This window comes from Pseudomonas sp. RV120224-01b (assembly GCF_003208145.1).
In the GTDB taxonomy this organism is placed as follows: domain Bacteria; phylum Pseudomonadota; class Gammaproteobacteria; order Pseudomonadales; family Pseudomonadaceae; genus Aquipseudomonas; species Aquipseudomonas monteilii.
Genome location: NZ_QKMQ01000003.1, coordinates 155,580 through 179,966, shown reverse-complemented (window position 1 = coordinate 179,966; position 24,387 = coordinate 155,580). Strand labels below are relative to the sequence as shown.

At 62.3% G+C, this 24,387-nt stretch carries 24 protein-coding genes; 7 read left to right on the top strand and 17 right to left on the bottom strand.

Features of this window, described 5'->3' with window-relative positions:
- Positions 1-96: 96 nt before the first annotated feature.
- From N436_RS06855 to N436_RS06820, 8 genes are all read right to left on the bottom strand, one after another.
- The gene (locus tag N436_RS06855; RefSeq protein ID WP_105946514.1) at positions 97-1,149 is read right to left on the bottom strand and encodes an AI-2E family transporter; all 1,053 of its coding nucleotides are present in this window, start codon (positions 1,147-1,149) and stop codon (positions 97-99) included.
- Positions 1,150-1,161: 12 nt separating this feature from the next.
- Positions 1,162-1,956 carry a DUF4892 domain-containing protein gene (locus tag N436_RS06850; protein WP_105946513.1) on the bottom strand — a complete coding sequence of 265 codons (795 nt, stop codon included), beginning with the start codon at positions 1,954-1,956 and terminating at the stop codon, positions 1,162-1,164.
- A gap of 109 nt (positions 1,957-2,065) precedes the next feature.
- Positions 2,066-2,920: an alpha/beta hydrolase gene (locus N436_RS06845; protein ID WP_110740665.1), complete on the bottom strand. Its 855-nt coding sequence runs from the start codon at positions 2,918-2,920 to the stop codon at positions 2,066-2,068.
- Positions 2,917-3,705: an alpha/beta fold hydrolase gene (locus tag N436_RS06840; RefSeq protein WP_019099705.1), complete on the bottom strand. Its 789-nt coding sequence runs from the start codon at positions 3,703-3,705 to the stop codon at positions 2,917-2,919. The genes N436_RS06845 and N436_RS06840 overlap by 4 nt, the downstream gene beginning before the upstream one ends.
- A 93-nt stretch (positions 3,706-3,798) precedes the next feature.
- Positions 3,799-4,185, bottom strand: coding sequence for a hypothetical protein (locus N436_RS06835; RefSeq protein WP_105946510.1), 387 nt, complete (start codon positions 4,183-4,185; stop codon positions 3,799-3,801).
- Positions 4,186-4,284: 99 nt separating this feature from the next.
- Positions 4,285-4,743 (bottom strand): phosphohistidine phosphatase SixA, encoded by a 459-nt coding sequence (sixA, locus tag N436_RS06830; protein ID WP_110740664.1) that lies wholly within the window; start codon positions 4,741-4,743, stop codon positions 4,285-4,287.
- Complete coding sequence (locus N436_RS06825; RefSeq protein WP_016711631.1) at positions 4,740-5,087, bottom strand: DUF4389 domain-containing protein; 348 nt, start codon at positions 5,085-5,087, stop codon at positions 4,740-4,742. Before N436_RS06825 ends, sixA begins: the two co-directional genes overlap by 4 nt.
- A gap of 36 nt (positions 5,088-5,123) precedes the next feature.
- A complete protein-coding gene (locus tag N436_RS06820; protein ID WP_105946508.1) occupies positions 5,124-6,149 on the bottom strand; it encodes an NAD(P)H-dependent glycerol-3-phosphate dehydrogenase in 1,026 nt (341 codons plus the stop codon).
- 241 nt (positions 6,150-6,390) lie between these two features.
- Here N436_RS06820 and N436_RS06815 point away from each other — a divergent pair, with 241 nt between their 5' ends.
- The 5 genes from N436_RS06815 (at position 6,391) to fabB (ending at position 13,311) form a co-directional block, all read left to right on the top strand.
- On the top strand, positions 6,391-8,538 hold the full coding sequence (locus N436_RS06815; RefSeq protein WP_177410872.1) for a TonB-dependent siderophore receptor: 2,148 nt from the start codon (positions 6,391-6,393) through the stop codon (positions 8,536-8,538).
- Positions 8,538-9,428 (top strand): ABC transporter substrate-binding protein, encoded by an 891-nt coding sequence (locus tag N436_RS06810; RefSeq protein WP_105946506.1) that lies wholly within the window; start codon positions 8,538-8,540, stop codon positions 9,426-9,428. Before N436_RS06815 ends, N436_RS06810 begins: the two co-directional genes overlap by 1 nt.
- Positions 9,425-11,356, top strand: a complete 1,932-nt coding sequence (locus N436_RS06805; RefSeq protein ID WP_105946505.1) for an ATP-binding protein — start codon at positions 9,425-9,427, stop codon at positions 11,354-11,356. Before N436_RS06810 ends, N436_RS06805 begins: the two co-directional genes overlap by 4 nt.
- A gap of 207 nt (positions 11,357-11,563) precedes the next feature.
- Entirely contained in the window at positions 11,564-12,079 is a 516-nt protein-coding gene (gene fabA / locus N436_RS06800; protein ID WP_003251509.1) for a 3-hydroxyacyl-[acyl-carrier-protein] dehydratase FabA, read from the top strand.
- Between the two features lie 11 nt (positions 12,080-12,090).
- Positions 12,091-13,311 carry a beta-ketoacyl-ACP synthase I gene (gene fabB / locus N436_RS06795; RefSeq protein ID WP_019099700.1) on the top strand — a complete coding sequence of 407 codons (1,221 nt, stop codon included), beginning with the start codon at positions 12,091-12,093 and terminating at the stop codon, positions 13,309-13,311.
- Positions 13,312-13,358: 47 nt separating this feature from the next.
- Here fabB and N436_RS06790 read toward each other — a convergent pair whose 3' ends face one another.
- Positions 13,359-14,366 carry an amidohydrolase family protein gene (locus N436_RS06790; protein ID WP_110740662.1) on the bottom strand — a complete coding sequence of 336 codons (1,008 nt, stop codon included), beginning with the start codon at positions 14,364-14,366 and terminating at the stop codon, positions 13,359-13,361.
- A gap of 117 nt (positions 14,367-14,483) precedes the next feature.
- On the opposite strand from N436_RS06790, the gene N436_RS06785 reads away from it, so the two are divergent.
- Positions 14,484-15,347, top strand: a complete 864-nt coding sequence (locus N436_RS06785; protein ID WP_105946503.1) for a pirin family protein — start codon at positions 14,484-14,486, stop codon at positions 15,345-15,347.
- A gap of 30 nt (positions 15,348-15,377) precedes the next feature.
- Here the strand turns inward: N436_RS06785 and N436_RS06780 are convergent, their stop codons facing one another.
- The 4 genes from N436_RS06780 to N436_RS06765 form a co-directional block, all read right to left on the bottom strand.
- Positions 15,378-16,103, bottom strand: a complete 726-nt coding sequence (locus N436_RS06780; RefSeq protein ID WP_105946502.1) for a dienelactone hydrolase family protein — start codon at positions 16,101-16,103, stop codon at positions 15,378-15,380.
- Between the two features lie 78 nt (positions 16,104-16,181).
- Entirely contained in the window at positions 16,182-18,086 is a 1,905-nt protein-coding gene (gene htpG, locus N436_RS06775) for a molecular chaperone HtpG (RefSeq protein ID WP_110740661.1), read from the bottom strand.
- A gap of 70 nt (positions 18,087-18,156) precedes the next feature.
- The gene (locus N436_RS06770) at positions 18,157-18,639 is read right to left on the bottom strand and encodes a PaaI family thioesterase (protein ID WP_016711641.1); all 483 of its coding nucleotides are present in this window, start codon (positions 18,637-18,639) and stop codon (positions 18,157-18,159) included.
- On the bottom strand, positions 18,636-19,112 hold the full coding sequence (locus N436_RS06765) for a PaaI family thioesterase (RefSeq protein ID WP_105946500.1): 477 nt from the start codon (positions 19,110-19,112) through the stop codon (positions 18,636-18,638). The genes N436_RS06770 and N436_RS06765 overlap by 4 nt, the downstream gene beginning before the upstream one ends.
- A 154-nt stretch (positions 19,113-19,266) precedes the next feature.
- Here N436_RS06765 and N436_RS06760 point away from each other — a divergent pair, with 154 nt between their 5' ends.
- Positions 19,267-19,578 (top strand): hypothetical protein, encoded by a 312-nt coding sequence (locus N436_RS06760; RefSeq protein ID WP_016711643.1) that lies wholly within the window; start codon positions 19,267-19,269, stop codon positions 19,576-19,578.
- Positions 19,579-19,645: 67 nt separating this feature from the next.
- Here N436_RS06760 and N436_RS06755 read toward each other — a convergent pair whose 3' ends face one another.
- From N436_RS06755 to sucC, 4 genes are all read right to left on the bottom strand, one after another.
- Positions 19,646-20,395 carry a DUF599 domain-containing protein gene (locus tag N436_RS06755; protein ID WP_016711644.1) on the bottom strand — a complete coding sequence of 250 codons (750 nt, stop codon included), beginning with the start codon at positions 20,393-20,395 and terminating at the stop codon, positions 19,646-19,648.
- Between the two features lie 211 nt (positions 20,396-20,606).
- Positions 20,607-21,920 (bottom strand): branched-chain amino acid transport system II carrier protein, encoded by a 1,314-nt coding sequence (brnQ, locus tag N436_RS06750; RefSeq protein ID WP_016711645.1) that lies wholly within the window; start codon positions 21,918-21,920, stop codon positions 20,607-20,609.
- Positions 21,921-22,295: 375 nt separating this feature from the next.
- Positions 22,296-23,180 (bottom strand): succinate--CoA ligase subunit alpha, encoded by an 885-nt coding sequence (gene sucD / locus N436_RS06745; RefSeq protein WP_003254203.1) that lies wholly within the window; start codon positions 23,178-23,180, stop codon positions 22,296-22,298.
- Positions 23,180-24,346 (bottom strand): ADP-forming succinate--CoA ligase subunit beta, encoded by a 1,167-nt coding sequence (gene sucC, locus N436_RS06740; RefSeq protein ID WP_003254205.1) that lies wholly within the window; start codon positions 24,344-24,346, stop codon positions 23,180-23,182. The genes sucD and sucC overlap by 1 nt, the downstream gene beginning before the upstream one ends.
- Positions 24,347-24,387: the final 41 nt, after the last annotated feature.

The following is a 24,387-nucleotide window of genomic DNA, read 5'->3' as shown; positions in this document are numbered from 1 at the left end:
TCGCGGGCACGCCCGCTCCCACAGGAACAACACAGGCCTGGAAGAATGTGCATTACCTGTGGGAGCGGGCGTGCCCGCGAAGAGGCCCTTACAGGCTTACTGTTGGGGCGGTTGCTGCGCAGCGTTACGGCTCCAGTCCAGCAGCAGGCTGTACCCGACCGCCAGCAAGGTCGGCCCGATGAACAGGCCAATGAAGCCAAAGGCAAGCAATCCACCGAACACACCCAACAGCACGATCACCAGTGGCAGGTTACCGCCACGGCTGATCAGGTACGGCTTGAGCACGTTGTCCACGCCGCTGATGACAAAGGTGCCCCAGATGCCCAGGAACACCGCCATGCCGTACTCGCCCTTCCACACCAGCCAGGCCGTGGCCGGGATCCAGGCCAGTGGTGGGCCCATGGGGATCAGGCTGAGCATGAAGGTCACCAGGCCCAGCACGATGGCACCCGGCACACCGGCAATCAGGAAGCCGATCAGTGCCAGCAAACCCTGCGCAGCCGCTGTGCCAATCACCCCGTTCACCACCCGCTGAACGGTGCCCGCCACCAACTCCAGGTAGTACTCGGCGCGGTCACCCATCAGGCGGTGCAGCAAGCGCAGTACGAACGCCGACAGGCGCGGGCCGTCGCGGTAGAAGAAGAACACGAACACCAGGCTAAGGGTCAGTTCCAGCACACCGCTGCCGATCTGCGCACTGCGCGCCAGCAACCAGTTGCCCACCTGCCCGAAGTAAGGCTTGGCCGATGCCAGCAAGGCCGCGCCCTGCTGGTCCAGCGATTGCCACCAGTTGACCAGGCGCTCGCCAACGAACGGTATGCCCCCCAACCAGGCCGGTGCATCGGGCAAACCGTCCACCTGCACGTCGCGCACGAACGCCGTGGCATCGCGAATATGATCGGCCAGGTTGAACCCCAGCCACACCAGCGGCAATGCCACAATCAGGATCCAGGCGGTGGTCAACAGGCTGGCCGCCAAGGTTTCGCGCCCGCCCAGCACACGCGTGAGCAAGCGCATCAACGGCCAGCTGGCAAACGCCAGGATGGCCCCCCACAGCAACGCCGAGATGAACGGTGCCATCACCCACAGGCCGGCCCCCAGCAACGCCAACAGCAGAATCTGGACCAGCAGGCGATCATTGTTAACCATGGCGGCGCTCGTTCAACGGATCAGTTCAAGGTGCAGGCCGTCGGTGGGCGCGCTACCGACTTCAAGGCGGCCATTGCGCACCCCTGCCTTGACCAGCGCCTCACGCCAGGCTTCGGCCTGAGCGCCACTGAGGCTGGCACGCAGGGTGCTGTCCAGGTTCAGGCTGCGGGCCAGCAAATTCACCCAGGTGTCTTGCGGCGCAGCCAGGTCAGGGTAGTCGAGCTTGCCGGTGTCGCGCATTTCGCGCAGCACCGTGGCAGCGGTCGGCAGCAGTTCGCCCAACGGGTTGCCGGCGACGAACTCTTCCACATGCAGGTAGGCGCGGCGGTTGCCCCGGGTAACGCTGTACAGCGCGACCAGGGTGTCGGCCTCTTCCGCCGAGCGACGCAGCAAGATGAAGGCCTGCTGCTCGTCACCACCGTTCAGGCGGGCATTGGCAAACACATCATTGGCCCACAGGCTGGCCTCGCCGCAATCGCGGCCCTGGCACCAGAACAACGGGTAACCACCGTCGCGCTGCAGTTCTTCACGGGCAGTGGTGAAGGCTTCGCGGGCGGTGCGTTCGACCGGCAGTTCGTAAGTGACCGAGCTGACCTGGCCACGGCTTTCGACCTTGTCTTCGACCCGCAGGCGGCCGCTGATCTTGCGCAGCGGGCCCATCGGGTAGACGCGTTCCTGCTCCACGGCCGGACGCTGGTCGACGACCTTGGCGTCCACCGGCACCGGTAAACTGCCGGCCCACATCACGGGGCTGGCGAGCATCAGGCAAGCGGCCAGGGCAGTACGAATGGAAACGGGCGCGCTCATTGGCGACCCAGGCGGCGCCGTGCGCCGAAATGAAGCTCCAGGATGTCTGGCAGTTGCATGGTTGTCTCCCTGTTCAACCCGCCAAGCCTCGACAGTTGTCCGGTGCAAGTCAAGCAAAGCCAAAGAAGCGATTGAAACAGTCTGCGACAAGGGCCGCGCCCTGCTCATCGTTCAGGTGCAGGTGATGGCCACCGGGCAGCGTCACCTGCTCAAAGGGTAGCTGCTCCAGCAACGCGGTGTGGCGCACCAGCATGCCATCGGCGGCGACCACTAGCTGCGCCGGGCAATTCACCCTGCGCACATAGGCCATGGCCTGCGCTTCGCTCAGGCGGACTGGCGATGGCAAGGTCAGGCGGCTGTCACTGCGCCAGCTGTAACCGCCCGGCACCGGCATGAGGCCACGCTGGGCCAGCAGTTCGGCAGCCTCGCGGCTGACCGCGACCATGCCTTTCATCCGGGCATGCACACCGTCTTCCAGCGTGGCGTACACCGACTTGCGCTTGCCGTCCAGCCGCAGCTGGGCCTGCAGTGCCATCCCCAAACGTTCGCCTGCATCCTGCTCGGCACCGGTCGGCGGGATGACGCCGTCGATCAACGCCAGACGGCTGACCCGGTCGGGCAAGGCGCCAGCCAGCTGCACCGAAATGATTGCCCCAAGCGAATGCCCCAACAGTGCAAAACGCTGCCAACCGAGCTGCTCGGCCACCCGCAGCACATCATGGGCATAGTCGGCCAAGGCATAACCGGCGCCAGGCGGGCGGTGTTCGGAGTAACCGTGCCCGGCCAGGTCCAGGGCGACGATGCGCAGGCCTTTGAGTTGCGGCGCCAGGAGGGCGAAGCTGTTGGCGTTGTCCAGCCAGCCATGCAAGGCAATCACCGGCAGCCCGTCCTCGGGGCCAAACAGGTGCGCGGCCAGCTCGATATGGCCCAGGCTCAGGCGGATTTCTTCGACGTGTGCGCTCATGCCTGACTCCAGCGGTCGAACAGGCCCTTGATCAGGCTGGCGGTGTCTGCAGGGCGCTCCAGCGGGAACATGTGCCCGCCCGGCACGCTGTGGTATTCACCCTGGGGCATACCCCGTACGGCCAGGGTGTGGTGGCGGCGAATGACATTGCTACGGTCGCCGCGCACCATGGCCAGCGGCACCTGCAACTGCCGCGCGGGCGCCGGGCTGGTATGCGGGATGCTGCGGTAGATGCTGATTTCGGTAGCCGGGTCGAAGCGTAGCTGCAGGCCCTGCTCTGCCGCCTGCAAGCCGTGTTCGACATAAGCGTCGAGGCAGTCGGGATCGAAATGGCGGAACAGTGACTTGCCGGCGAAATAGTCCCGGGCGCTGTCGCGGTCATTGAACGTTTCGCGGCGCCCCAACGTGCGCCCGGCCGGGGTGATACGGTCGATGAAGCCAAAGCGCTTGGCGGTGCGCAGCAGCCATTGATCGGCGCGGGTGAGTACCGGCGAGTCGAGCATCACCACGCCACGGTAGTACTCGGGGCAGCGCAAGGCAGCATGCAGGTGCAATACGCCACCCAGCGAGTGGCCGACACCCCAGACCGGCTGGTCCTGTTGCGCCAGGTGGTGCAACAGTTCATCGACCAGGCTCTGCCAGTTGTCATTCACCGGAAAGCGTGGATCGTGCCCATGCTGGGCCAGGTGCTGCACCTGGTAGTCCGGCGCCAGGGCAGCGAACAGCTTGCCATAGGTAGCCGAGGGGAAACCGTTGGCATGGGCGAAGAAGATCTGCTGCGGCATGGCGCCTGGTCCGGACGGAGGATGATGGCTCATTGTCGGCATCGGCGCGCCGTTCGGCAACGTCCGGAAAGGTCATCGGCGAGGGCTATCAGGTCACGCCGACCGGTCGAAACTGGCCAGTGAACGGCGCAGGCAGGCTTGCATGTAGGCCAGCTGGCTTTCCAGCGCTTCGCGGGCCAGGCGCTGGTCCTTATAGTCAAGCTGAAGGCGACGCAGAGCCAGGCAACTGGTTTGCAGCAAATGAGACACCCGCTGGCAGGTATCTTGAAGGATAAGAAAGTCCTGCAGACTGTTCTCTCTATCAGCAGCATTCAGCACGCTGCTGGCGTTGACCGTTTTCATCAGGCCATAGAGCTTGGCATCGGCCGAATCGCGTAGCAGGCTGTATCGGGCGAAGTCCAGAGCGACACCTTGCTCAACCATGTCCAGGGTAGGTTGCAAATCCACGGAGCTCAACAACGCCCCCCTCTCACCCTTCATTCGCTGCTCCCTGCCTGTTTGCTTTCAGGCAACGCTAGCAAGGGGCCACTCACCGCGGCAACTGACAAAAATGCCAGTTGCCTTACCGGTTTCAGGGTTTCAAGCCGGATAACTGATCCCTTTGAGGGTCATCAGCCCAGCCAGCGGCCAATCCCCTTCCAGTTCCGCCAGGCTGGCGGTGCTCATGGCTGCAGGATGTTGCTGATGGCCATGCTCCAGCGCCCCGACCAAGGTCCCCACCAGCGGCTGGTGGCTGACCAGCAGTACATGCTCCAGGCCCAGCCGCTCGATTTCACCGATCACCTGCTGCACGTCACTTTCCGGGGTCAGCCAGGGCACGGTACGCACCGGCTCGCCGAAGCCCAGCGTGTCATGCACCAGCGCCGCCGTTTGCTGGGCGCGCATGTAGGGGCTGGCAATAATTGCCTGCAACGGCTGCCCGAGCAGGCGAGCAGCGCTGTGCAGCACCTGCTCGCGGCCATGGGCAGTCAAACGGCGTTCGGCATCTGTGTTGGCCCGTGGCTCCGCCTCGCCGTGGCGCAGTACCCACAGCTTCACAGCTTGGGCTCCTCGTCACGTACCGGATGCGGGGCCGGCGCCACGGCATGCGCGGCTTCACCTTCCGGCGCGCGCGGCGCAGGCCAGTCAGAGAACGGCCATGGCTTCTGGTCGCTGTGGAAGCTGCCAAAGCGGCCGATCTGCGCCAGGAACTGGCTCAGGCTGTCGCCGAAGTTCATCAGGCTGGCGCTGGGTGCGCCGTACACCAGACGGTAGATCAGCTGCACCAGCACCAGCCCGCCCAACAACAGTTCGGCCAGTTGCCAGACCACCAGGAACACCAGCATCCACAGCACCCGCAGGATGATCGACTCGCGCTGGGCGCGTTCGGGCGTATCGTTCATGTGTCGCTCCTTGCTCGTGTCAGAGCCGCCAAAGGCTCAGTTGAAACCGCTGATGGAAATGAAATCGACATCGGTCTTGGGTTCGGCGCGCATCAGGTGCTCGATCACCTGGTTCAGCGTGCGGCCTTCGAACAGGATGGCATGCAGGCCCGCCACCAGCGGCATGTAGACCTGCACTTCCTGGGCTTTGGCCTTGAGCACCTTGATGGTATTGACGCCTTCGGCCACCTCGCCCAGGCGGTTGACCGCCTCTTCCAGGCTTTGGCCCTGCCCCAGCGCGTAGCCAACCTGATAGTTGCGGCTCTTGGGCGAGGAACAGGTGACGATCAGGTCACCGACACCGGCCAGGCCGAGGAAGGTCATGGGGTTGGCCCCCTGGCTGACGGCAAAGCGGGTCATTTCGGCCAAGGCACGGGTAATCAGCATGCTCTTGGTGTTCTCGCCCATGCCCAGCGCAACGGCCATGCCGGCGATGATGGCGTAGACGTTTTTCAACGCGCCACCCAGCTCGACACCAAAGCGGTCAGCGCTGGCATAGACACGGAACGTGCGCCCATGCAGCACAGCCTGCACCTGCTTGCAGAGTTTTTCGTCCTCGCTGGCAACCACCGTTGCAGTCAGCGCATGCTCGGCGATTTCGCGGGCAAGGTTAGGGCCCGATAACACGCCAATACGCGCTTCGGGGGCAATTTCTTCAAGGATCTGGCTCATCAGCTTGAAGCTTTGCGCTTCGATGCCCTTGGTCAGGCTGACCAGGCCCTTGCCGCGCAGCAGCTCGGCATGGGGCGCCAGCACGCTGCGCAGGGCGCTCGACGGCAGGGCAACGAAAATCAGCTCGCTGGCCTGCAGGGTCGCCAGCAGGTCATTGACCGGCTCGACGCCATCGTGCAGCCGGATGCCCTTGAGGTAGCGCGGATTCTCTCGATTGACGCGCATGGCCTCGGCTTGCGCCGGGTCGCGCATCCATTGACGCACCGGCACACCGTTTTCCGCCAGCAGGTTCGCCACGGCGGTGCCAAAGCTGCCGCCTCCCAGAACTGCAACAGGTTGCTGTTCAGTCATATCCAATCCGTTAAAGCCAAAAATTAAGTGGCGACCCCGCCATTATACGGCTCGCCTGCCATGCGCCAAGGCTTGCAACGCAGATGACACTGTCATGGCCACGTTGCAACAAATGTAGGAGCGAGCTTGCTCGCGATGCGCCGCGCGGGCGGCGCTCGATTTTCGCCCCCATGAAAGCGTCAAGTCAGACACATTGCAAAACCACTCCAGGTCACTGGCAAATGCGCCACGGTCAGTTACCATGCCTGTTTCAATCCTGATACAAGGCCGCCCCGTGTTCCCTGGCACGCCCCCGTACCCGCGCCTGCTCATACTGACCGCTCTGCTCGGCAGCCCGGCTGTGGCCGACGACCTGTTCATCGACAACACCGACCTGCCCCAGGTTCTGACTGCCACACGCCTGAAACAATCCCCGGCGGCAGTCCCGGGTAGCATGACCGTGCTCGACAGCGAGCTGATCCGTGCCAGTGGCGCCCGCGACATCCCCGAATTGCTGCGCCTGGTGCCGGGCATGATGATTGGCTACGGTGCCGGTAACCAACCCACGGTCAACTACCACGGCAGCAACGTCAACGACGCACGCCGCATGCAGGTACTGATCGATGGCCGCTCGGTGTACCGTGCGGGCCTGGCCACCGTGGACTGGAGCGACATCCCTCTGGCCATGGAGGATATCGAGCGCATCGAAGTGTTCCGCGGCCCGAACACCGTCAGCTACGGCGCCAACGCGCTGATGGCGGTGGTCAACATCCTCACCCGCAACCCTGCCGACAGCCATGGCACGCGGCTGAAGGTGACCCGCGGCCAGGATGGCATCAACGACTTCTACGCCAGCCACGGCTTTGGCTGGGACGGCGGCGACATGCGCCTGTCGCTGTCCGGCCAGCAGGACGATGGTTTCGACGAAAACCAGTTTGGCCAGGACTACCGCGACAGCCGCCGGCTTACCCGCTTCAACCTCAGCGCCAGCCACAACCTGGCAGTGGACCAGACCCTGGAGTGGCAACTGGCAGCGAAGGAAGGCAGCAACCAGCGGCCCTATACCTATCAGCCAGTATTCGCCAGGTACGAGGCCGGCGACAACGCAGACGTCAATGCCAAGGACTATGCCGGCTCATTGCGCTGGACCAAGGATTTCAGCGCCGAGCACAGCCTCTATATCCAGGGTTCGGCGCAACACTTTGACCGCCAGCAGGTGTGGCGCGCCTGTGATGCATTGCAGTCGTTCAGCCCCGAACTGACCCAGCTCTGGCAAATGAACCCTGACTTCGCCGAAAAAGTGGCACGCGGCATCGCCACTGGTGCCCCCCTTTCCACCGACGACCCCACCCTGAAAGGGCTTTTGCAGAAAGTGCAGCAGCAGTGGGAGAACGGTGGCATGCAGCAAGTGTGCGGCGACGTCGACCAGAGCACCCGCGAAACCCGCTACGACCTGGAAATCCAGGACACCCTGAGCCTGACCGACAGCCTGCGCCTGCTCAGCGGCATGAACTACCGTTATGACCGGGCCGACTCGCAGACTTACTTCAACGGCAGCCTCGACGACCAGACCTGGCGCCTGTTCGGCCAGCTGGAATGGCGCGCCGACGAACACTGGATCCTGCAGGGCGGGGCCATGTTCGAAGACTCCCGCCTGTCTGGCAGCTCGCTGACCCCGCGTGTGGCGGTCAACTACCTGATTGCCCCGCGCCATGGCCTGCGCGCCGTGTACTCCGAGGCCGTACGCTCGCCCGACATGTTCGAGAACAACGTCAACTGGAGCTACACGGTCAAGAACCTCACCCCCAATGCATTTGGCCTGCAAAACGGCGAGTATTTCGTCAAGACCCGTGGCCCCGGCGACCTCGAACAGGAGCGCATGCGCTCGCGCGAGCTGGGCTACAACGGCTCCTTCAGCGACATCGACCTGAGCATGGATGTAAAGCTGTTCTACGACGAGATCACGGGAATGATCAGCGAGCCCTTGAAGAACAACCAGTACATCGCCAGCAACGCCAACAAGGCCCGTTTCAGTGGCAGCGAAGCACAACTGGACTGGCGCCCCACCCTGCGCGATCGCCTGCGCCTGACCTACGCCTACGTCGATGCCTGGGCCAGCAACCCCGACGACCGCCGCCTCAGCGCCCACAACAGCGGCTCGGCCGGATGGATGCGCGAATGGGGGGCTGGCTGGTCGAGCGCGCTGTTCTACTACGGTGACGATGCACTCAACCAGTACCGCTACGAGCGCCTGGACCTACGCCTGGCCAAGCGTTTTCGGGTGCATGGCAGTAACCTGGAGTTGGCGGCGCTGTGGCAGCAGCGGCTGGACGATGAACCCACCACGGCAATCCAGAACCGCTACGACAGCCGCCACCGCCTGAGCGTCAGCGCGGAGCTGGAGTTCTGATGGCCGTGTTGCTGCGCCTGTTGCTGCTGTGCCTGTGGCCGCTCGGGCCATTGTCGGCCAGTGAGATCCTGCTGGTAGGGGCTGAGGACCAGCCCGGCATCCGCAGTTTTGTCGCGGCGCTGGAAAGCCGCCGACCGCATGACCATGTGCATTTTCTGACCACTGCCGAGCTGCCGCGCCCGAGCAAGCTCAAAGCGGACCAGCGCCTGATTCTGCTCGACAGCGCCGCGCTGGAGTGGCGCCTGGGTGAAAACGCCGGCCCACCGGCCCTGGCCATGCGGGTCAGCCGGGTACAGGCTGAACAGCGCCTGGGAAAGTCGCGCCCTGCGTTCCTTACCTTGTTGTGGAGCGACGCGCCGCTGGGCCGGCAATTGCGCCTGACGCGCTACTTGTTGCCGCAGGCCCAGCGCATTGGCGTGCTGTACGGTGAACACAGCAGTTTCTTGCTCGACGAGCTGCGCCATGCTGCCCGCCCGATGGGCCTGGAGATCATTGCCCAGGACTGGTCCGACCCACGGGACAGTCGGCCGTTGCAGCACCTGCTGGGCAACAGCGATGTGCTGCTGGGCCTGGACGACCCCAACCTGTACAACTCCAAGACGGCGAAAAACCTGCTGCTGAGCAGCTATGGCCGGCAAATGGCACTGATCGGCCCGAACGCCGGGTTTGTGCGGGCCGGCGCCCTGGCCAGCACCTACAGCGACCAGGACGACTGGCTGGCGGAGCTCGACCAGCTGCTCGACCAGCCGCCAGCGCGCTGGCCACGCAGCCTGTACCCGGCGCGCTACGGCGTCAGTGGCAACCAGCAGGTGGCCCGCGCCCTGGGCCTTGAACCGATCGATCCGAACGCCGCTGCCAAAACCCTGGCCGCAGGAGAGCCCACCCCATGAGCAAGCGCCTGAGCTGGGACATCCACACCCGCACCCAGATCATCAGCCTGGGCCCTGCCCTGCTGCTGACCTTGCTGTTGATCAGCTTCTTTACCTTCGTGCGCATCCAGGACTTGCGCCAGGAGCTCAACCACACCGGGCAACTGATCGCCAATCAGTTGGCACCGGCATCGGAGTACGGGGTGATTTCGGGCAACAACGAAGTGCTCGAAGGGCTGATGCGTGCCACCCTCAGTATCCCGCACGTACGCTTTCTGGAAGTGCAGGACAGCCGCAACCACATTCTGGTGTACGTCGAGCAGTCCGACGAAAGCGCCAACCGCGCGCAACAGGTTGAAGTGTTCCAGGCCCCCATCCGCCTGCAGCAAATCCGCCTGGACACCGACTTCCTGCAACAGGGCAAAGCCACCACCCCCGCCATCGGTGACGACTACCTGGGGCGGGTCATCGTTGGCATGTCCGATGACGCCTTCAGCCAGCGCCAGCAGGAAATCGTGATCAAAGCCGGCATCCTGGCGCTGTTCGCGCTGCTGTTCACCTTTTTGCTGGCACGCCGCCTGGCCCTGAGCCTGGCCAAGCCTATCAGCGACATGGGCCATGCGGTAAAGGCCATTCAGCAAGGTGAGTACAACACCCCCTTGCCGGTGGTCGATGACAGCGAACTGGGCCACCTGGCACGCCACATCAACAACCTGGCCAGCGCCCTGGAACAGGCCAGCGATGAACAGAAGCAGGCCATTGCCGAGCTGATTCAGGCCCGTGAGGAGGCCGAGCAGGCCAACCGCGCCAAATCCGACTTCCTGGCGATGATGAGCCACGAGCTGCGCACGCCGATGAATGGCGTGCTGGGCATGCTGCAGCTGCTGGAGACCACATCGCTAAGCACCGAACAGGCCGATTACACGGCGGTCGCCAGCGAGTCCACCGGGCATTTGTTGAAGGTCATCAACGACATCCTCGATTTCTCGCGCATCGAACGCGCCGCGCTGCAACTGGAACACATCGACTTCAACCTGGGTGAACTGATCACCAGCAGTGTCCAGTCGTTCCAGCACAGCGCCCAACAGCGCGGCCTGGGCCTGCACCTGCAACTGCCTGCCGGTATCAAGCAACTGCAGGTGAACGGTGACCCCACACGCATCCGCCAGATCCTGCTGAACCTGGTGGGCAACGCCCTGAAGTTCACCGAGCGGGGCCAGGTGCAGGTCGAAGCACGCTGGCAGGTGCTTGACCGGCAATTGATCTGGCTGACCTGTAGCGTGCGCGACACGGGCATCGGCATTGACAGTGCCCGGCTGGAAATGATGTTCGTCGCCTTCCAGCAGGCCGACAGCTCGATTTCCCGCCGTTATGGCGGCACCGGGTTGGGGCTGTCGATCGCCCGTACCCTGGCCGAGCGCATGGGCGGCAAGCTGCGCGGTGAAAGCCGCGAAGGCCTGGGTTCGACCTTTACCCTGGAGATGCCGCTGGCACTTGCCAGCCCTGCCCCCGTCCCGCTCGCGCCGCCAATGGCTGCACCAGCGCCGGTTACCGACAATGACCAGGTACTGCTGGTAGAGGACAATCCGGTCAACCAGAGTGTCATCGAGGCCATGTTGCGCAGCCTGGGGATGGCCGTATGCACCGCCGAGGATGGCCTGGAGGCGGTCGACCTGGTCGGCCGGCAACGCTTTGCCGCCGTGCTGATGGATTGCCGCCTGCCGCACCTGGACGGCTATGAAGCCACCCGGCGCATCCGGCAGTTGCCCAACGGCGCCGGGCTACCGATCATCGCCTTGACCGCCAACGCCTTGCAGGGCGACCGGGAGCGTTGCATGGCCGCCGGCATGGACGACTACCTGAGCAAACCCTTGCGCCGCACCGAACTGCAACGGGTGTTGCAGCGCTGGTTACCCGGTCGGACAACCGCGACTGGCGATAAATGCTAAAGTGCGGCAGTCTTAAACACTGGACAGGACCTTCATCGGACCTGAAAATAGACGTTTCAGTGCACACCTGTACTTCTTTCACCAGGTGCGCTGTGACTTTCACCACAACGCAATAGTCTACCTGTAGGCTGCCGCCCCGAACGCGTTGCGTATCGGGCCGGCCGGGAAGGTTCATCCCCTGCCACAGGGGGTTATTGAGGAGCTCGCATGACCAAACAACACGCCTTTACTCGGGAAGACCTGCTGCGCTGCAGTCGCGGTGAGCTGTTCGGCCCAGGTAATGCGCAACTGCCCGCGCCGAACATGCTGATGGTCGATCGCATCACCCATATCAGCGAAGAAGGCGGCAAGTACGGCAAAGGTGAATTGGTCGCCGAGCTGGATATCAACCCGGACCTGTGGTTCTTCGCCTGCCACTTCGAAGGCGACCCGGTCATGCCGGGCTGCCTGGGCCTCGACGCCATGTGGCAGCTGGTGGGCTTCTTCCTCGGCTGGCAGGGCCTGCCGGGCCGCGGCCGCGCCCTGGGTTCGGGCGAGGTGAAGTTCTTTGGCCAGGTACTGCCTGAAGCCAAGAAAGTCACGTACAACATTCACATCAAGCGCGTCCTGAAGGGCAAGCTGAACATGGCCATCGCCGATGGCTCGGTCAGCGTCGACGGCCGCGAGATCTACACTGCCGAAGGCCTGCGGGTCGGCGTGTTCACCTCCACTGACAATTTCTAAGGGTTATTCGCATGCGCCGCGTCGTTATCACTGGTCTGGGCATCGTGTCGTGCCTGGGCAATGACAAAGCTACCGTCACCGAAAACCTGCGCAACAGCCGTCCGGGTATCCGTTACAACCCGGAATACAAGGAAATGGGGCTGCGTAGCCAGGTTTCCGGGTCCATCGACCTCAACCTCGAAGAACTGATCGACCGCAAGGTCTACCGTTTCGTCGGCCACGCTGCTGCCTACGCCTACCTGGCCATGCAAGACGCGATCAAGGACGCCGGCCTGACCGAAGAGCAGGTTTCCAGCCCGCGTACCGGCCTGGTAGCCGGCTCTGGCGGCGCCTCGACCCTGAACCAGATGGAAGCGCTGGACACCCTGCGCGAGAAAGGCGTCAAGCGCGTCGGCCCATACCGCGTTACCCGCACCATGGGCAGCACCGTTTCGGCGTGCCTGGCCACCCCGTTCAAGATCAAGGGCATCAACTACTCGATCTCGTCGGCCTGCGCCACTTCGGCTCACTGCATCGGTACCGCGCTGGAGCAGATCCAGTGGGGCAAGCAAGACATCGTCTTCGCCGGTGGCGGTGAAGAAGAGCACTGGAGCCAGTCGTTCCTGTTCGATGCCATGGGCGCTCTGTCGACCAAGCGCAACGAAACCCCGGAACTGGCCTCGCGTGCCTACGACGCCGACCGTGATGGTTTCGTCATCGCTGGCGGTGGCGGCATGGTGGTGGTCGAGGAGCTGGAACACGCCCTGGCCCGTGGCGCCAAGATCTACGCCGAAATCGTTGGCTACGGCGCCACGTCCGACGGCTATGACATGGTTGCCCCGAGCGGCGAAGGTGCCATCCGCTGCATGCAGCAGGCACTGTCCACCGTCGACACCCCGATCGACTACCTGAACACCCACGGCACCTCGACCCCGGTCGGTGACGTTGCCGAAATCAAGGGCGTTCGCGCCGTGTTCGGCGACAAGGCACCGAAGATCAGCTCGACCAAGAGCCTGTCGGGCCACTCGCTGGGCGCTGCTGGCGTGCACGAGGCGATCTACTGCCTGCTGATGATGGAAAACAACTTCATCGCCGGCTCCGCCAACATCGACGAACTGGACCCGGAGGTCGCCGACCTGCCGATCCTGCGCAAAACCGAAGAAAACGCCAAGATCGACACGGTCATGAGCAACAGCTTCGGCTTCGGCGGCACCAACGCCACCCTGGTGCTCAAGCGCTGGGAAGGCAAGTAAGACGCTGCTGCGGTAATCGAAAACGCCCCGACTGGTTCGGGGCGTTTTTATTTGTGTTGCCTAGGTAAAACAGCCAGAAAATTATCCCGCGCCACCTTTTTGGCCACCTCTTCCGGCAAGGCATCCAGAAACGGCCTGAACCCGTGCATCTGCTCCCCCAGGCTGCCAAATCGCCCCACCACGTCCGACCCCAGCATGAAACGCTCCGGGTACTGTTCGACCAACGCCACCCACTCCTTGCGCGGCACGCCTTTGTCGTCCAGCAGATACGGCTCCAGCACACTCCACGACAGGTCCACATACAGGTTCGGGTAGTCCTCCAGCAGCCGCGTCAGCACCGGCAGCAGAAAGTCCATCTGCGTCTGGTGCCGGTGTATCTCCATGCTGCTGCCGGCGTGCGCCCAGATAAACCGCGTGTGCGGGTGATTACGCAGCGGCTCTTCGATTTCCGCCAGGTACAACGGGTTGCGCTCGCGCTTGGAGGTGATGTTGGAATGCAGCAACACCGGCAGGTCACGCTCGGCCGCCAGGTGGTAGATACGCGTCATGGCTTCGTTGTTAGCGCGCGGCGTGTCGCCACTGGTCAGCGCTGTCAGGTCGTCGTGCCGGGTGAACACCTCGCCAATGCCCTGCCACAACCCCGGATACAGGTCGAGCATCCGCTCGATGTGGCTGACTGCGTTCTTGTCTACCGGGTTGAAGCCCGTCAGAAACGGATGAAAGCGCTTACGCTGCTCTTCCGGCAATGGCTGCAGGGCTGCGGCCACATAGGTATCGGTCGCGCTGTACCAATAGGCATCGGCATCGTCACCGGCGTAATAGCGTGGGCGTTTGGGCTCGTCCTCATGCCACTTCTTGGCCACCGGTATGCCGGAAATCATCGACTGCTCGATACCGGCAGCATCCATGGCCTTGATCAATGCCGCCATGCCTTCGCTTTCCTGGAAGAAGTCGACGTAGTGCAAGTGGGCATCGCTGTAGCGGTAGTCGCGCGCCTGCGCCGACTGGCACAGCCAGCCAGTCAACAACACGCAGGCCAGCGCTTTGGCAATCATGGGCAGCTTCCTTCCAAGGGGGCGAAAACAGTAGACCGGCCGTTAAGCGAGACGGTTCAGCCGAAGCGGGCAAACCGCTATGCTGGAGGCATTTCCACTTCGCCTGGAGCCCACCCCATGAGCAGCCCCCTGATCATCCGCCCGCGCGCCGAATCGGTCGAGGGCCAGCCGATCCTGCGCCCGCTGCCAGCGGCCCAGTGCCGCAGCGTCGGACCGTTCGTGTTTTTTGACCACATGCTGGAAACCGACTATGCCCCAGGGCATGGCATGGACATCCGCCAGCACCCGCATATCGGCCTGTCGACCCTGACCTACCTGTTCGAGGGCGCGATCCTGCACAAGGACAGCCTCGGCTCAGCACAGCGGGTATTGCCCGGCGATGTCAGCTGGATGACGGCTGGCAGCGGCGTGGCCCATGTGGAGCGTACGCCCGACGACGCCTTGGCTCATGGCTCGCGCCTGCATGGCTTGCAGGTATGGCTGGCCTCGCCGCGTGAACATGAACAAGGCGCGGCAAGCTACAGCCATCACCCGGCGGCAAGCCTGCCAGTCAGTGAAAACCTGGGGGTGCGCATTTGCATGATTGCCGGTAGCGGGTTCTGCCTGGAATCACCGGTGCCGGTGCTGTCCCCTACCCTTTATGCGCATGTGCGGATGCAGCCGGCAACCACCTTGCAGGTACCGACCGAGCATGCGCAACGAGCGCTGTATCTGCTGGATGGTGAGCTGCTGTTGAACGATGAAGACGTGGAGCCGTGCAGCCTGGTGGTGCTGCCGGAAGGTGAAGAGGTGCTGCTCTATGCAGAGGAAGAGTGCCAGCTGGTGCTGATTGGCGGCGAGCCTTTGGATGGACCGCGGCGAATGAACTGGAATTTCGTGGCCAGTGACCCGGAGCTGATCGAGCGGGCCAGGGCAAGGTGGGCGGCGGGGGATTGGCCGACGGTGCCGGGGGAAACCTCCAGGATCGAGTTGCCGAGGTAATTGGGGCCGCTTTGCGGCCCCAAATCACAGTCAGCGCTGGAACACTTCAGTCAGCAGGTTATGCATCGAGCGGAACGCCCGCTCCGAGGTGCGCCGGTCATACTGCATCTTGCCCGGCACATTGGCACTCGGGTCGGTAAACGAGTGCACCGCCCCGCCATAGCTCAGCAACTGCCAATCCACCTTGGCCGCGTTCATCTCGTCTTCAAACGCCGGCAACTGCTCCTTCGGCACCAGCGGGTCGGAAGCCCCATGCAACACCAGCACCGAGCCCTTGATGCGCTTGGCATCCTCCGGGTTTGGCGTATCCAGCGTGCCATGGAACGACACCGCGGCACGCAGATCGGCACCGGTACGGGCCAGCTCCAGAGCACAGCAGCCACCAAAGCAGAAGCCAAACGTGCCGACCTTGCCTGGCTCCAGCAGCGCCTTGGACTGCCCCAACAGCTGCGCCAGGGCTTCCTGCATGCGCTTGCGCAGTTCGCCCCGGTCGTTCTTCAGCGGCATCATCGCCGCGCCAGCCTCGTCGGCGTTAGACGGGCGCACCGACTGCCCGTACAGGTCGGCAATCAGCACCACATAGCCCTTCTCGGCCACTTCCTTGGCAATGCGCTCAGCCCCTTCGCCAATGCCCATCCAGTTCGGCGCCATCACCAGGCCTGGACGGCCCAGCGCCCCTGGCTCATAGACCAGGCGGCTTTCGTAGGTTTTGCCGGACAGGTGATAAACCAGCGATTCGACGATTACCTTGCTCATCAAGCACTCCTTAGGCACTTATTCTAAAAAGCCCGCCATGAAAAAAGCCCGCCGAAGCGGGCTTTCCCAAGCATCAACTCAAGCAGACAGCTCGACCAGCAGCTTGTTCAGGCGACGAACGTAGGCCGCCGGGTCCTTCAGGCTATCGCCGGCCGCCAGGGCAGCCTGATCGAACAGGATGTGCGACAGCTCGGCGAAGCGGTCTTCGCTCTGCTCGTTGTCCAGCTTTTCGATCAGCGGGTGGGTCGGGTTGAACTCGAAGATCGGCTTGGATTCCGGCACCTTCTGCCCGCTGGCCTCCAGAATCTGACGCATCTGCAGGCCCAGGTCCTGCTCGCCAATGGCCAGAATCGCTGGGGAGTCGGTCAGGCGGTGCGATACGCGCACTTCAGCCACGCTGTCACCCAGCGCGCCTTTCAGGCGCTCGACCAGGCCTTCCTTGTCCTTGGCCACTTCTTCCTGGGCTTTCTTGTCTTCTTCCGAATCCAGCTTGCCCAGGTCCAGGTCGCCACGGGCGACGTCGACAAAGGCCTTGCCGTCGAACTCGTTGAGGTAGCTCATCAGCCACTCGTCAATGCGGTCGGTCAGCAGCAGCACTTCGATGCCTTTCTTGCGGAAGACTTCCAGGTGCGGGCTGTTCTTGACCTGCGCATACGACTCGCCGGTGAGGTAATAGATCTTGTCCTGACCTTCCTTGGCACGGGCCAGGTAATCGGCCAGGGCGACGCTCTGCTCGCCACTGTCGTCCTGGGTGGAGGCAAAGCGCAGCAGGCTGGCGATTTTCTCCTTGTTGGCGAAGTCTTCGGCCGGGCCTTCCTTCAGCACCTGGCCGAAGTTTTTCCAGAAGCCTTTGTACTGCTCGGGCTCGTTCTTCGCCAGTTTTTCCAGCATGTCGAGCACGCGCTTGGTCAGCGCGGTCTTCATCGAGTCGATGATCGGGTCTTTCTGCAGGATTTCACGCGACACGTTCAGCGACAGGTCGTTGGAGTCGACCACGCCCTTGATGAAGCGCAGGTACAGCGGCAGGAACGACTCGGCCTGGTCCATGATGAACACACGCTGCACGTACAGCTTCAGGCCACGCGGTGCTTCGCGCTGGTACAGGTCGAACGGCGCGCGGGCCGGCACATACAGCAGCGAATTGTATTCGAGCTTGCCTTCGACCTTGTTGTGGCTCCAGGCCAGCGGGTTTTCGAAGTCATGACCGATGTGCTTGTAGAACTCCTGGTACTCCTCGTCCTTCACCTCGGTGCGAGAACGGGTCCACAGGGCGCTGGCACGGTTGACGGTTTCCCACTCTTCGGCCGGCTGTTCTTCGCCTTCGGCGGCTGCTTGTTCTTTCGGCAGCTGGATAGGCAGGGCGATGTGGTCGGAGTACTTCTTGACCACGTTGCGCAGGCGCCAGCCATCGGCAAACTCTTTTTCTTCCTGCTTCAGGTGCAGGACGATACGGGTACCGCGCTGAGGCTTGTCGACAGTGGCGACTTCAAACTCACCCTCGCCTTTCGACGACCAGTGCACGCCTTCGGCGGCTGGCTGGCCGGCACGGCGGCTGTACACGTCGACCTTGTCGGCCACGATGAACGCGGAGTAGAAGCCCACGCCGAACTGACCGATCAGGTGCGAGTCCTTCTTCTGGTCACCGGTGAGGTTCTTCATGAAGTCGGCAGTGCCGGACTTGGCAATGGTACCCAGGTGGGCGATGACGTCTTCACGGCTCATGCCGATGCCGTTGTCTTCGAGGGTGACGGTACCGGCGTCCTTGTCGAAGCTCAGGCGAATCTTCAGGTCGGCGTCGCCCTCAAGCAGTTCTGGCTTGGCCAGGGCTTCGAAGCGCAGCTTGTCGGCCGCGTCGGAGGCGTTGGAAATCAGCTCCCGCAGGAAGATTTCCTTGTTCGAGTACAGCGAGTGAATCATGAGGTGCAGCAGTTGCTTTACCTCGGTCTGGAAGCCCAACGTTTCCTTTTGTGTTTCCACAGTCATGGTCTTCGAAACTCCGATCTGATGGCAGTGGGCGCCTGGCGGCCGGTTCGGCCTGCGTTAGCGGCGGATGTCATTCAGATGGGGGCTGCCCGGATGATTTCAAGGGCTTTTCCGGTTCGATCTTGAAATGCGCGCGGGCCGTGGCAATGGGCGATTGCCTGTCGCCCTGCCAGGCGGTAATGGCGACATTCGTCACCCGTCGCCCTTGGCGCCATAGCTGGCACTGGGCGTAGGTATCGCGAAAATGCCCGGCTCGCAGGTAGTCGATGGAGAAATCGATGATTTTCGGGATGCTCGCACTTTCGCTGTAGATCAACAGGTACAAGGCCGCAGACAGCTCCATGAACCCCGCAATCACACCACCGTGGATGGCGGGCAGCAACGGGTTGCCGATGTTGTCCGGGCTGGCCGGCAGGCGGAACAGCAGGTCGTCGCCCTGACGCTCGCATTCGATACCAATCAGCCCGGCGTAAGGGATCAGCGCCAGCAATGGGCCGTAGTCGCCCACCGCGTGGGCGGCGTTGAGCTGTTGACGAACCGCATGTGGAATCATGCCCCGCCCTCCTTCAGGCTATTGCCGAAACGGATACCGCCCTTGATCTCCTGCCCCAGGCGCATGAACGTGCCCACCACCTGGCAAATCGGCTGTTCGGGATCGTCCTGGTAGGCGGTACCCCGGGTGAAGATCACGTCGCGGGTCACCCGGTAGCACTGGGCATGGCCGTAGATGTCCTTGCCGGCTTCGGCCGGGTGCATGTAGTCGATGCGCAGGTCCAGTGTCGGGCACACCTCGAAGCGCGGCAGCACGCACAGCGTGGCCATGCCGCAGGTGGTGTCCATCAGCGTGGTCAGGGCACCGCCATGCACAGCCCCGGTCTGCGGGTTGCCGACAATAGCTGCCGACCAGGGCATGACCAGGGTCATGCCATCGGCATCGGCTTTCGCCACACGCATCTGCAGTAACTGACAATGTTTAAGCGCCGAGAGAAAACGCTCGGCCATGGCCATCAAGGTTGAATCGCTCATTCGCTGTTTCCACCCGTACTGCCTCAGCGGCATAAAATCGTTAAAAAGTCTATATAGAACGGGGCGTTATATATCTGTAACCTTCGCGGAACTTATTCCGCGTAGTTGCACTCGAAGGAACAAGTCACTTATTCCACCAAGGAGAAACACCCCCATGCGTAAACCTTTTGCTTTTGCTCTGATGCTGGCCGCTGCCATGGGCCTGGCCGCTTGCGATAAAGCGAGCGAAGACAAAGCCCAGGACGCACAGCAACACGCCGAGCAAGCCCAGGAAAAAATGGGTGAAGCTCAGGATAAAATGAACGAGGCCGCCAAGGAAAACGCCGAAGCCGCCAAAGATCAGGCTGAAGCCGAGCAGAAGGCTGCTGAAGAAGCCGCTCCGGCTACTCCGGCTCCAGAAGCCGCCCCAGCCGCTCCGGCGACTGAAGCTGCCCCTGCTGCTCCGGCAGAACCAGCCAAGCAGTAATTGGCTAAAACAAAAAAACCCGACGCTGTCGGGTTTTTTTGTGCCTGCAACTTAAAGATTAAACGTTTCAGTTGCCCGCCACGGTACTTTCCCTGCCCGGTTCATTAGGCACACTTTCCGTGGGTGTGAACACCATCACATCCAGCACATCCGAATGGAACTCGCGGCGATACAAAATAAAGACTACGCCGACACTCATGACCATGAACAACCACGGGCTGATGAACCAGCTCAACATGGCCATGCCGAAGTAGTACGAGCGCAACCCCAGGTTGAACTGGTTGGCCGCCAGCGACAGCACACGCGCCGCCCGCGAGGCGAAGGCCTTGCGCTCCAGTTCATTGACCAACCGTTCACCGATCATCGGTGCCGAACCCACCAGCACGGCGGCAAAGTTGTACTGGCGCATGCACCAGCTAAAGGTGAAGAAGGCGTAGACGAAAACCGTGGCCAGGCACAGCAACTTGATCTCCGACATGCCTTGGGAGGTCTGTTGCACCAACGGCAGGTCGGCCAGCAGCGACAGCGCCCGGTCAGAGGCACCGAGCACGGTAAGGATGCCGGCAAGAATGATCAGCGTGCTGGACGCAAAAAACGATGCGTTGCGCTCAAGGTTGCCGATTACGCTGGCATCGGCGATTCGGTTGTCGCGCAACAGCATGCGGCGCATCCAGTCTTCACGGTACAAGTGCAGCACGCTGGCCAGGCACGCGGTATCACGCCCCTTCCAGATGGCATAACGGGTATAACCGCCCCAGCACAGGGCAAACCAGGCGATAGCCAGCAGGTTGTTGAAGTTGCTTTGGATGAAGTTCATGCAGGGTTCCCGAATGGGCCAGATGCCTAGAGGATAGGGACCGGGTTTCGACGCTGGCAAGCGGCAAAAGGCACACATCCACCCTGAAAATCGCACTGATCATGCCGCTAATAAAAAACCCCGCATCCTTCCGGATACGGGGCTTTCGAGTCTGGGCCGTTGGCGGGCACCCTTCTGGCTTGTGGCCGGTGCCGCCCTCGGGCTTCGACTATCAGGCCAGCGCTTCGCGCGGCTTGCCGAGCATGCGGTCGCAGGCCACGGCACCCACCAGGGTCACCACCGAAGGCACCAGCCAGGCCAGGCCTTGGTCGCTCAGTGGCAGGTGCGCCATGAAGTCCGGCAGCACATGGGCAATGCTGCTGCCCTTGATCGCATCAACCATGCCGAACACCAGCGACACCAGCATCACCGGCGCCAGAATGCGGGTCGGCGAGTTCCACAGGTCCTTCACGAAGCTCAGGCCAACCACCACGATGCAAGGTGGGTAGATGGCGGTAAGCACCGGGATCGAGAACATGATCAGCTTGGTCAGGCCCAGGTTGGAGATCAACAGCGAGAAGCCCGCCAGGATCACCACCAGTGCCCGGTACGACAGCGGCAGAATCTGGCTGAAGTACTCGGCGCAGGCGCAGGTCAGGCCGACAGCGGTCACCAGGCAGGCCAGCGCAATCAGCACGGCCAGGAAGCCGCTACCCAACGAACCGAAGGTGTGCTGCACATAGGCATGCAGAACCGCCGCACCGTTGGTGGCGTCAGCCGCGATGTCGTGGCTTGTGGCACCCAGGCGGAACAGGCTGATGTACACCAACGCCAGGCCGACACCGGCGATCAGGCCTGCGATGATGGCGTAGCGGGTAATCAGCTTCGGCGACTCGACACCGCGCGAACGGATGGCGTTGACGATGACGATACCGAACACCAGGGCACCCAGGGTGTCCATGGTCAGGTAGCCATCGGAGAAGCCCTTGGAGAACGCAGCGGCGGCATAGGCAGGCTGTGCCTCGCCAATGGTACCGGCTGGCAGCGCGAAGGCAGCAATGCCCAGCACGGCCAAGGCAATGATCTTCAACGGTGCCAGGAAGCGACCCACGGTGTCGAGCAGTTTGCCCGGGTACATGGACACTGCCAGCACCACGATGAAGTAGACCAGGCTGTAGATAAACAGCGCCAACGGGCTTTCACCGGTCAGCGGCGCCACGCCCACTTCGAACGACACGGTCGCCGTGCGCGGAGTCGCGAACAGCGGGCCGACCGACAGGTAGCACACAGCCGCCAGGAGGCCGCCGAAGAACTTGCCGATCGGGCTGCTCAACGCATCCATACCGCCGCCGACCTTGGCCAGGGCGACCACGGTAATGACCGGCAGGCCCACGGCGGTCACCAGGAAGCCCAGTGCAGCCATCCATACGTGCGGGCCAGACTGCAGACCGACGATAGGCGGGAAGATGATATTGCCTGCACCTACGAAAAGCGCAAACGTCATAAAGCCAAGCGCCAGGATGTCCTGGCCTTTGAGAACTTTCATTTAAGGTAGTACCACACTGCTGAAATCGGGATTCGAGAGGGGATTTCCCTATGGGTGAGGGAAATGCTGCCCGGCTTTATAGGCCAGACCCGTTTAGCGTGTCGTTCCCTTTTGGGGAGCGGGCACAGAGTGAACGCGTAGACTAACTGTTTTACCCGACAAACGCACTGTTACAGTGCTGCTTGTCCGATGTGCGTACATGTTTGTCGTCTGGATATCTGTGTCGGGCGATAATTTATTGCCAATTAGTGCGAATGTCTGGTGGAAAAACCTGATGAGGGCTATCGAATTTTCCACCTTTACAAAAATGCCCAACGCTAAAACGACAAAGGCCACCCGAAGGTGGCCTCTGTGCGCGTGGGGGGTGTAGCAGTATTACTTCTTGGCTTCCCAGCCAGTCAGCTCGGCCAGGGCCTTGCCGATGTCAGCCAGGGAGCGCACGGTCTTCACACCCGCGTCCTGCAGGGCGGCGAACTTCTCGTCCGCAGTACCCTTGCCGCCGGAGATGATGGCGCCAGCGTGGCCCATGCGCTTGCCCGCAGGTGCAGTAACACCGGCGATGTAGGAAACGACTGGCTTGGTCACGTGGGCCTTGATGTAGGCCGCAGCTTCTTCTTCAGCCGAACCGCCGATCTCACCGATCATGACGATCGCTTCGGTCTTCGGGTCTTCCTGGAACAACTTCAGGATGTCGATGAAGTTGGAGCCCGGGATCGGGTCACCGCCGATGCCGACGCAGGTCGACTGGCCGAAGCCGGCGTCGGTGGTCTGCTTCACAGCTTCGTAGGTCAGGGTGCCGGAGCGCGAAACGATACCGACCTTGCCTGGCAGGTGGATGTGGCCTGGCATGATGCCGATCTTGCACTCGCCCGGGGTGATGACACCTGGGCAGTTAGGGCCGATCAGGGTAACGCCCAGCTCGTCGCACTTGACCTTGGCATCCAGCATGTCCAGGGTAGGAATGCCTTCGGTGATGCACACGATCAGCTTGATGCCGCCGAAGGCCGCTTCCAGGATCGAGTCTTTGCAGAACGGAGCCGGTACGTAGATGACCGAAGCGTCAGCGCCGGTAGCTTCCACGGCTTCCTTGACGGTGTTGAACACCGGCAGGCCCAGGTGGGTGGTGCCACCCTTGCCTGGGGTTACGCCGCCGACCATCTTGGTGCCGTAGGCGATGGCTTGTTCGGAGTGGAAAGTACCCTGCGAGCCGGTGAAGCCCTGGCAGATGACTTTGGTGTCTTTATTGATCAGGACGCTCATTACTTGCCCTCCGCAGCTTTGACAACTTGTTGAGCAGCGTCGGTCAGGCTGGTTGCCGCAATGATGTTCAAACCGCTTTCTGCCAGTACTTTAGCGCCCAGTTCGGCGTTGTTACCTTCAAGGCGAACAACAACCGGAACTTTAACGCCGACTTCTTTCACTGCACCGATGATGCCTTCGGCAATCATGTCGCAGCGAACGATGCCGCCGAAGATGTTGACCAGAACGGCCGCGACATTGCTGTCGGACAGAATGATCTTGAACGCTTCGGTAACGCGCTCTTTGGTAGCACCGCCGCCAACGTCGAGGAAGTTGGCCGGCTTGCCGCCGTGCAGGTTGACGATGTCCATGGTACCCATGGCCAGGCCGGCACCGTTGACCATGCAGCCGATGTTGCCTTCAAGGGCAACGTAGTTCAGTTCGAACTTGGCAGCGTGGGCTTCACGGGCGTCGTCCTGCGACGGGTCGTGGAAGGTTTTCAGCTTAGGCTGACGGTACATGGCGTTGGCGTCGATGTTGATCTTGGCATCGAGGCAGTGCAGGTCGCCGTCGGCCTTGATCACCAGCGGGTTCACTTCCAGCAGCGCCAGGTCGTGATCCTTGAACAGCTTGGCCAGGCCCACGAAGATCTTGGCGAACTGTTGAACTTGCTTGCCTTCCAGGCCCAGCTGGAATGCCAGCTCGCGACCCTGGAACGGCTGAGCGCCGACCAGTGGGTCGATGGTGGCCTTGAGGATTTTCTCAGGCGTTTCGTGAGCGACTTTCTCGATGTCCACGCCACCTTCGGTGGAAGCCATGAACACGATACGGCGGCTCGAACGATCGACTACAGCGCCCAGGTACAGCTCTTTGGCGATGTCAGTGCAGGATTCGACCAGAATCTTGGAGACGGGTTGACCGTTGGCATCAGTCTGGTAGGTAACCAGGTTCTTGCCCAACCACTGTGCAGCGAACGCCTTGGCGTCTTCCTTGCTGCGAACCAGCTTTACGCCGCCCGCTTTGCCGCGACCACCTGCGTGAACCTGGGCTTTTACCACCCACTCGTTCCCGCCGATCTTGTCGCAGGCTTCTGCAGCTTGCTCAGGGGTATCGACTGCGAAACCCTTGGAAACTGGCAGGCCGTATTCAGCGAACAGCTGCTTACCCTGATACTCGTGAAGATTCATGCTTTTTACCGTCTTCGTTAGGTACTGCGCTTCGGCGCTGC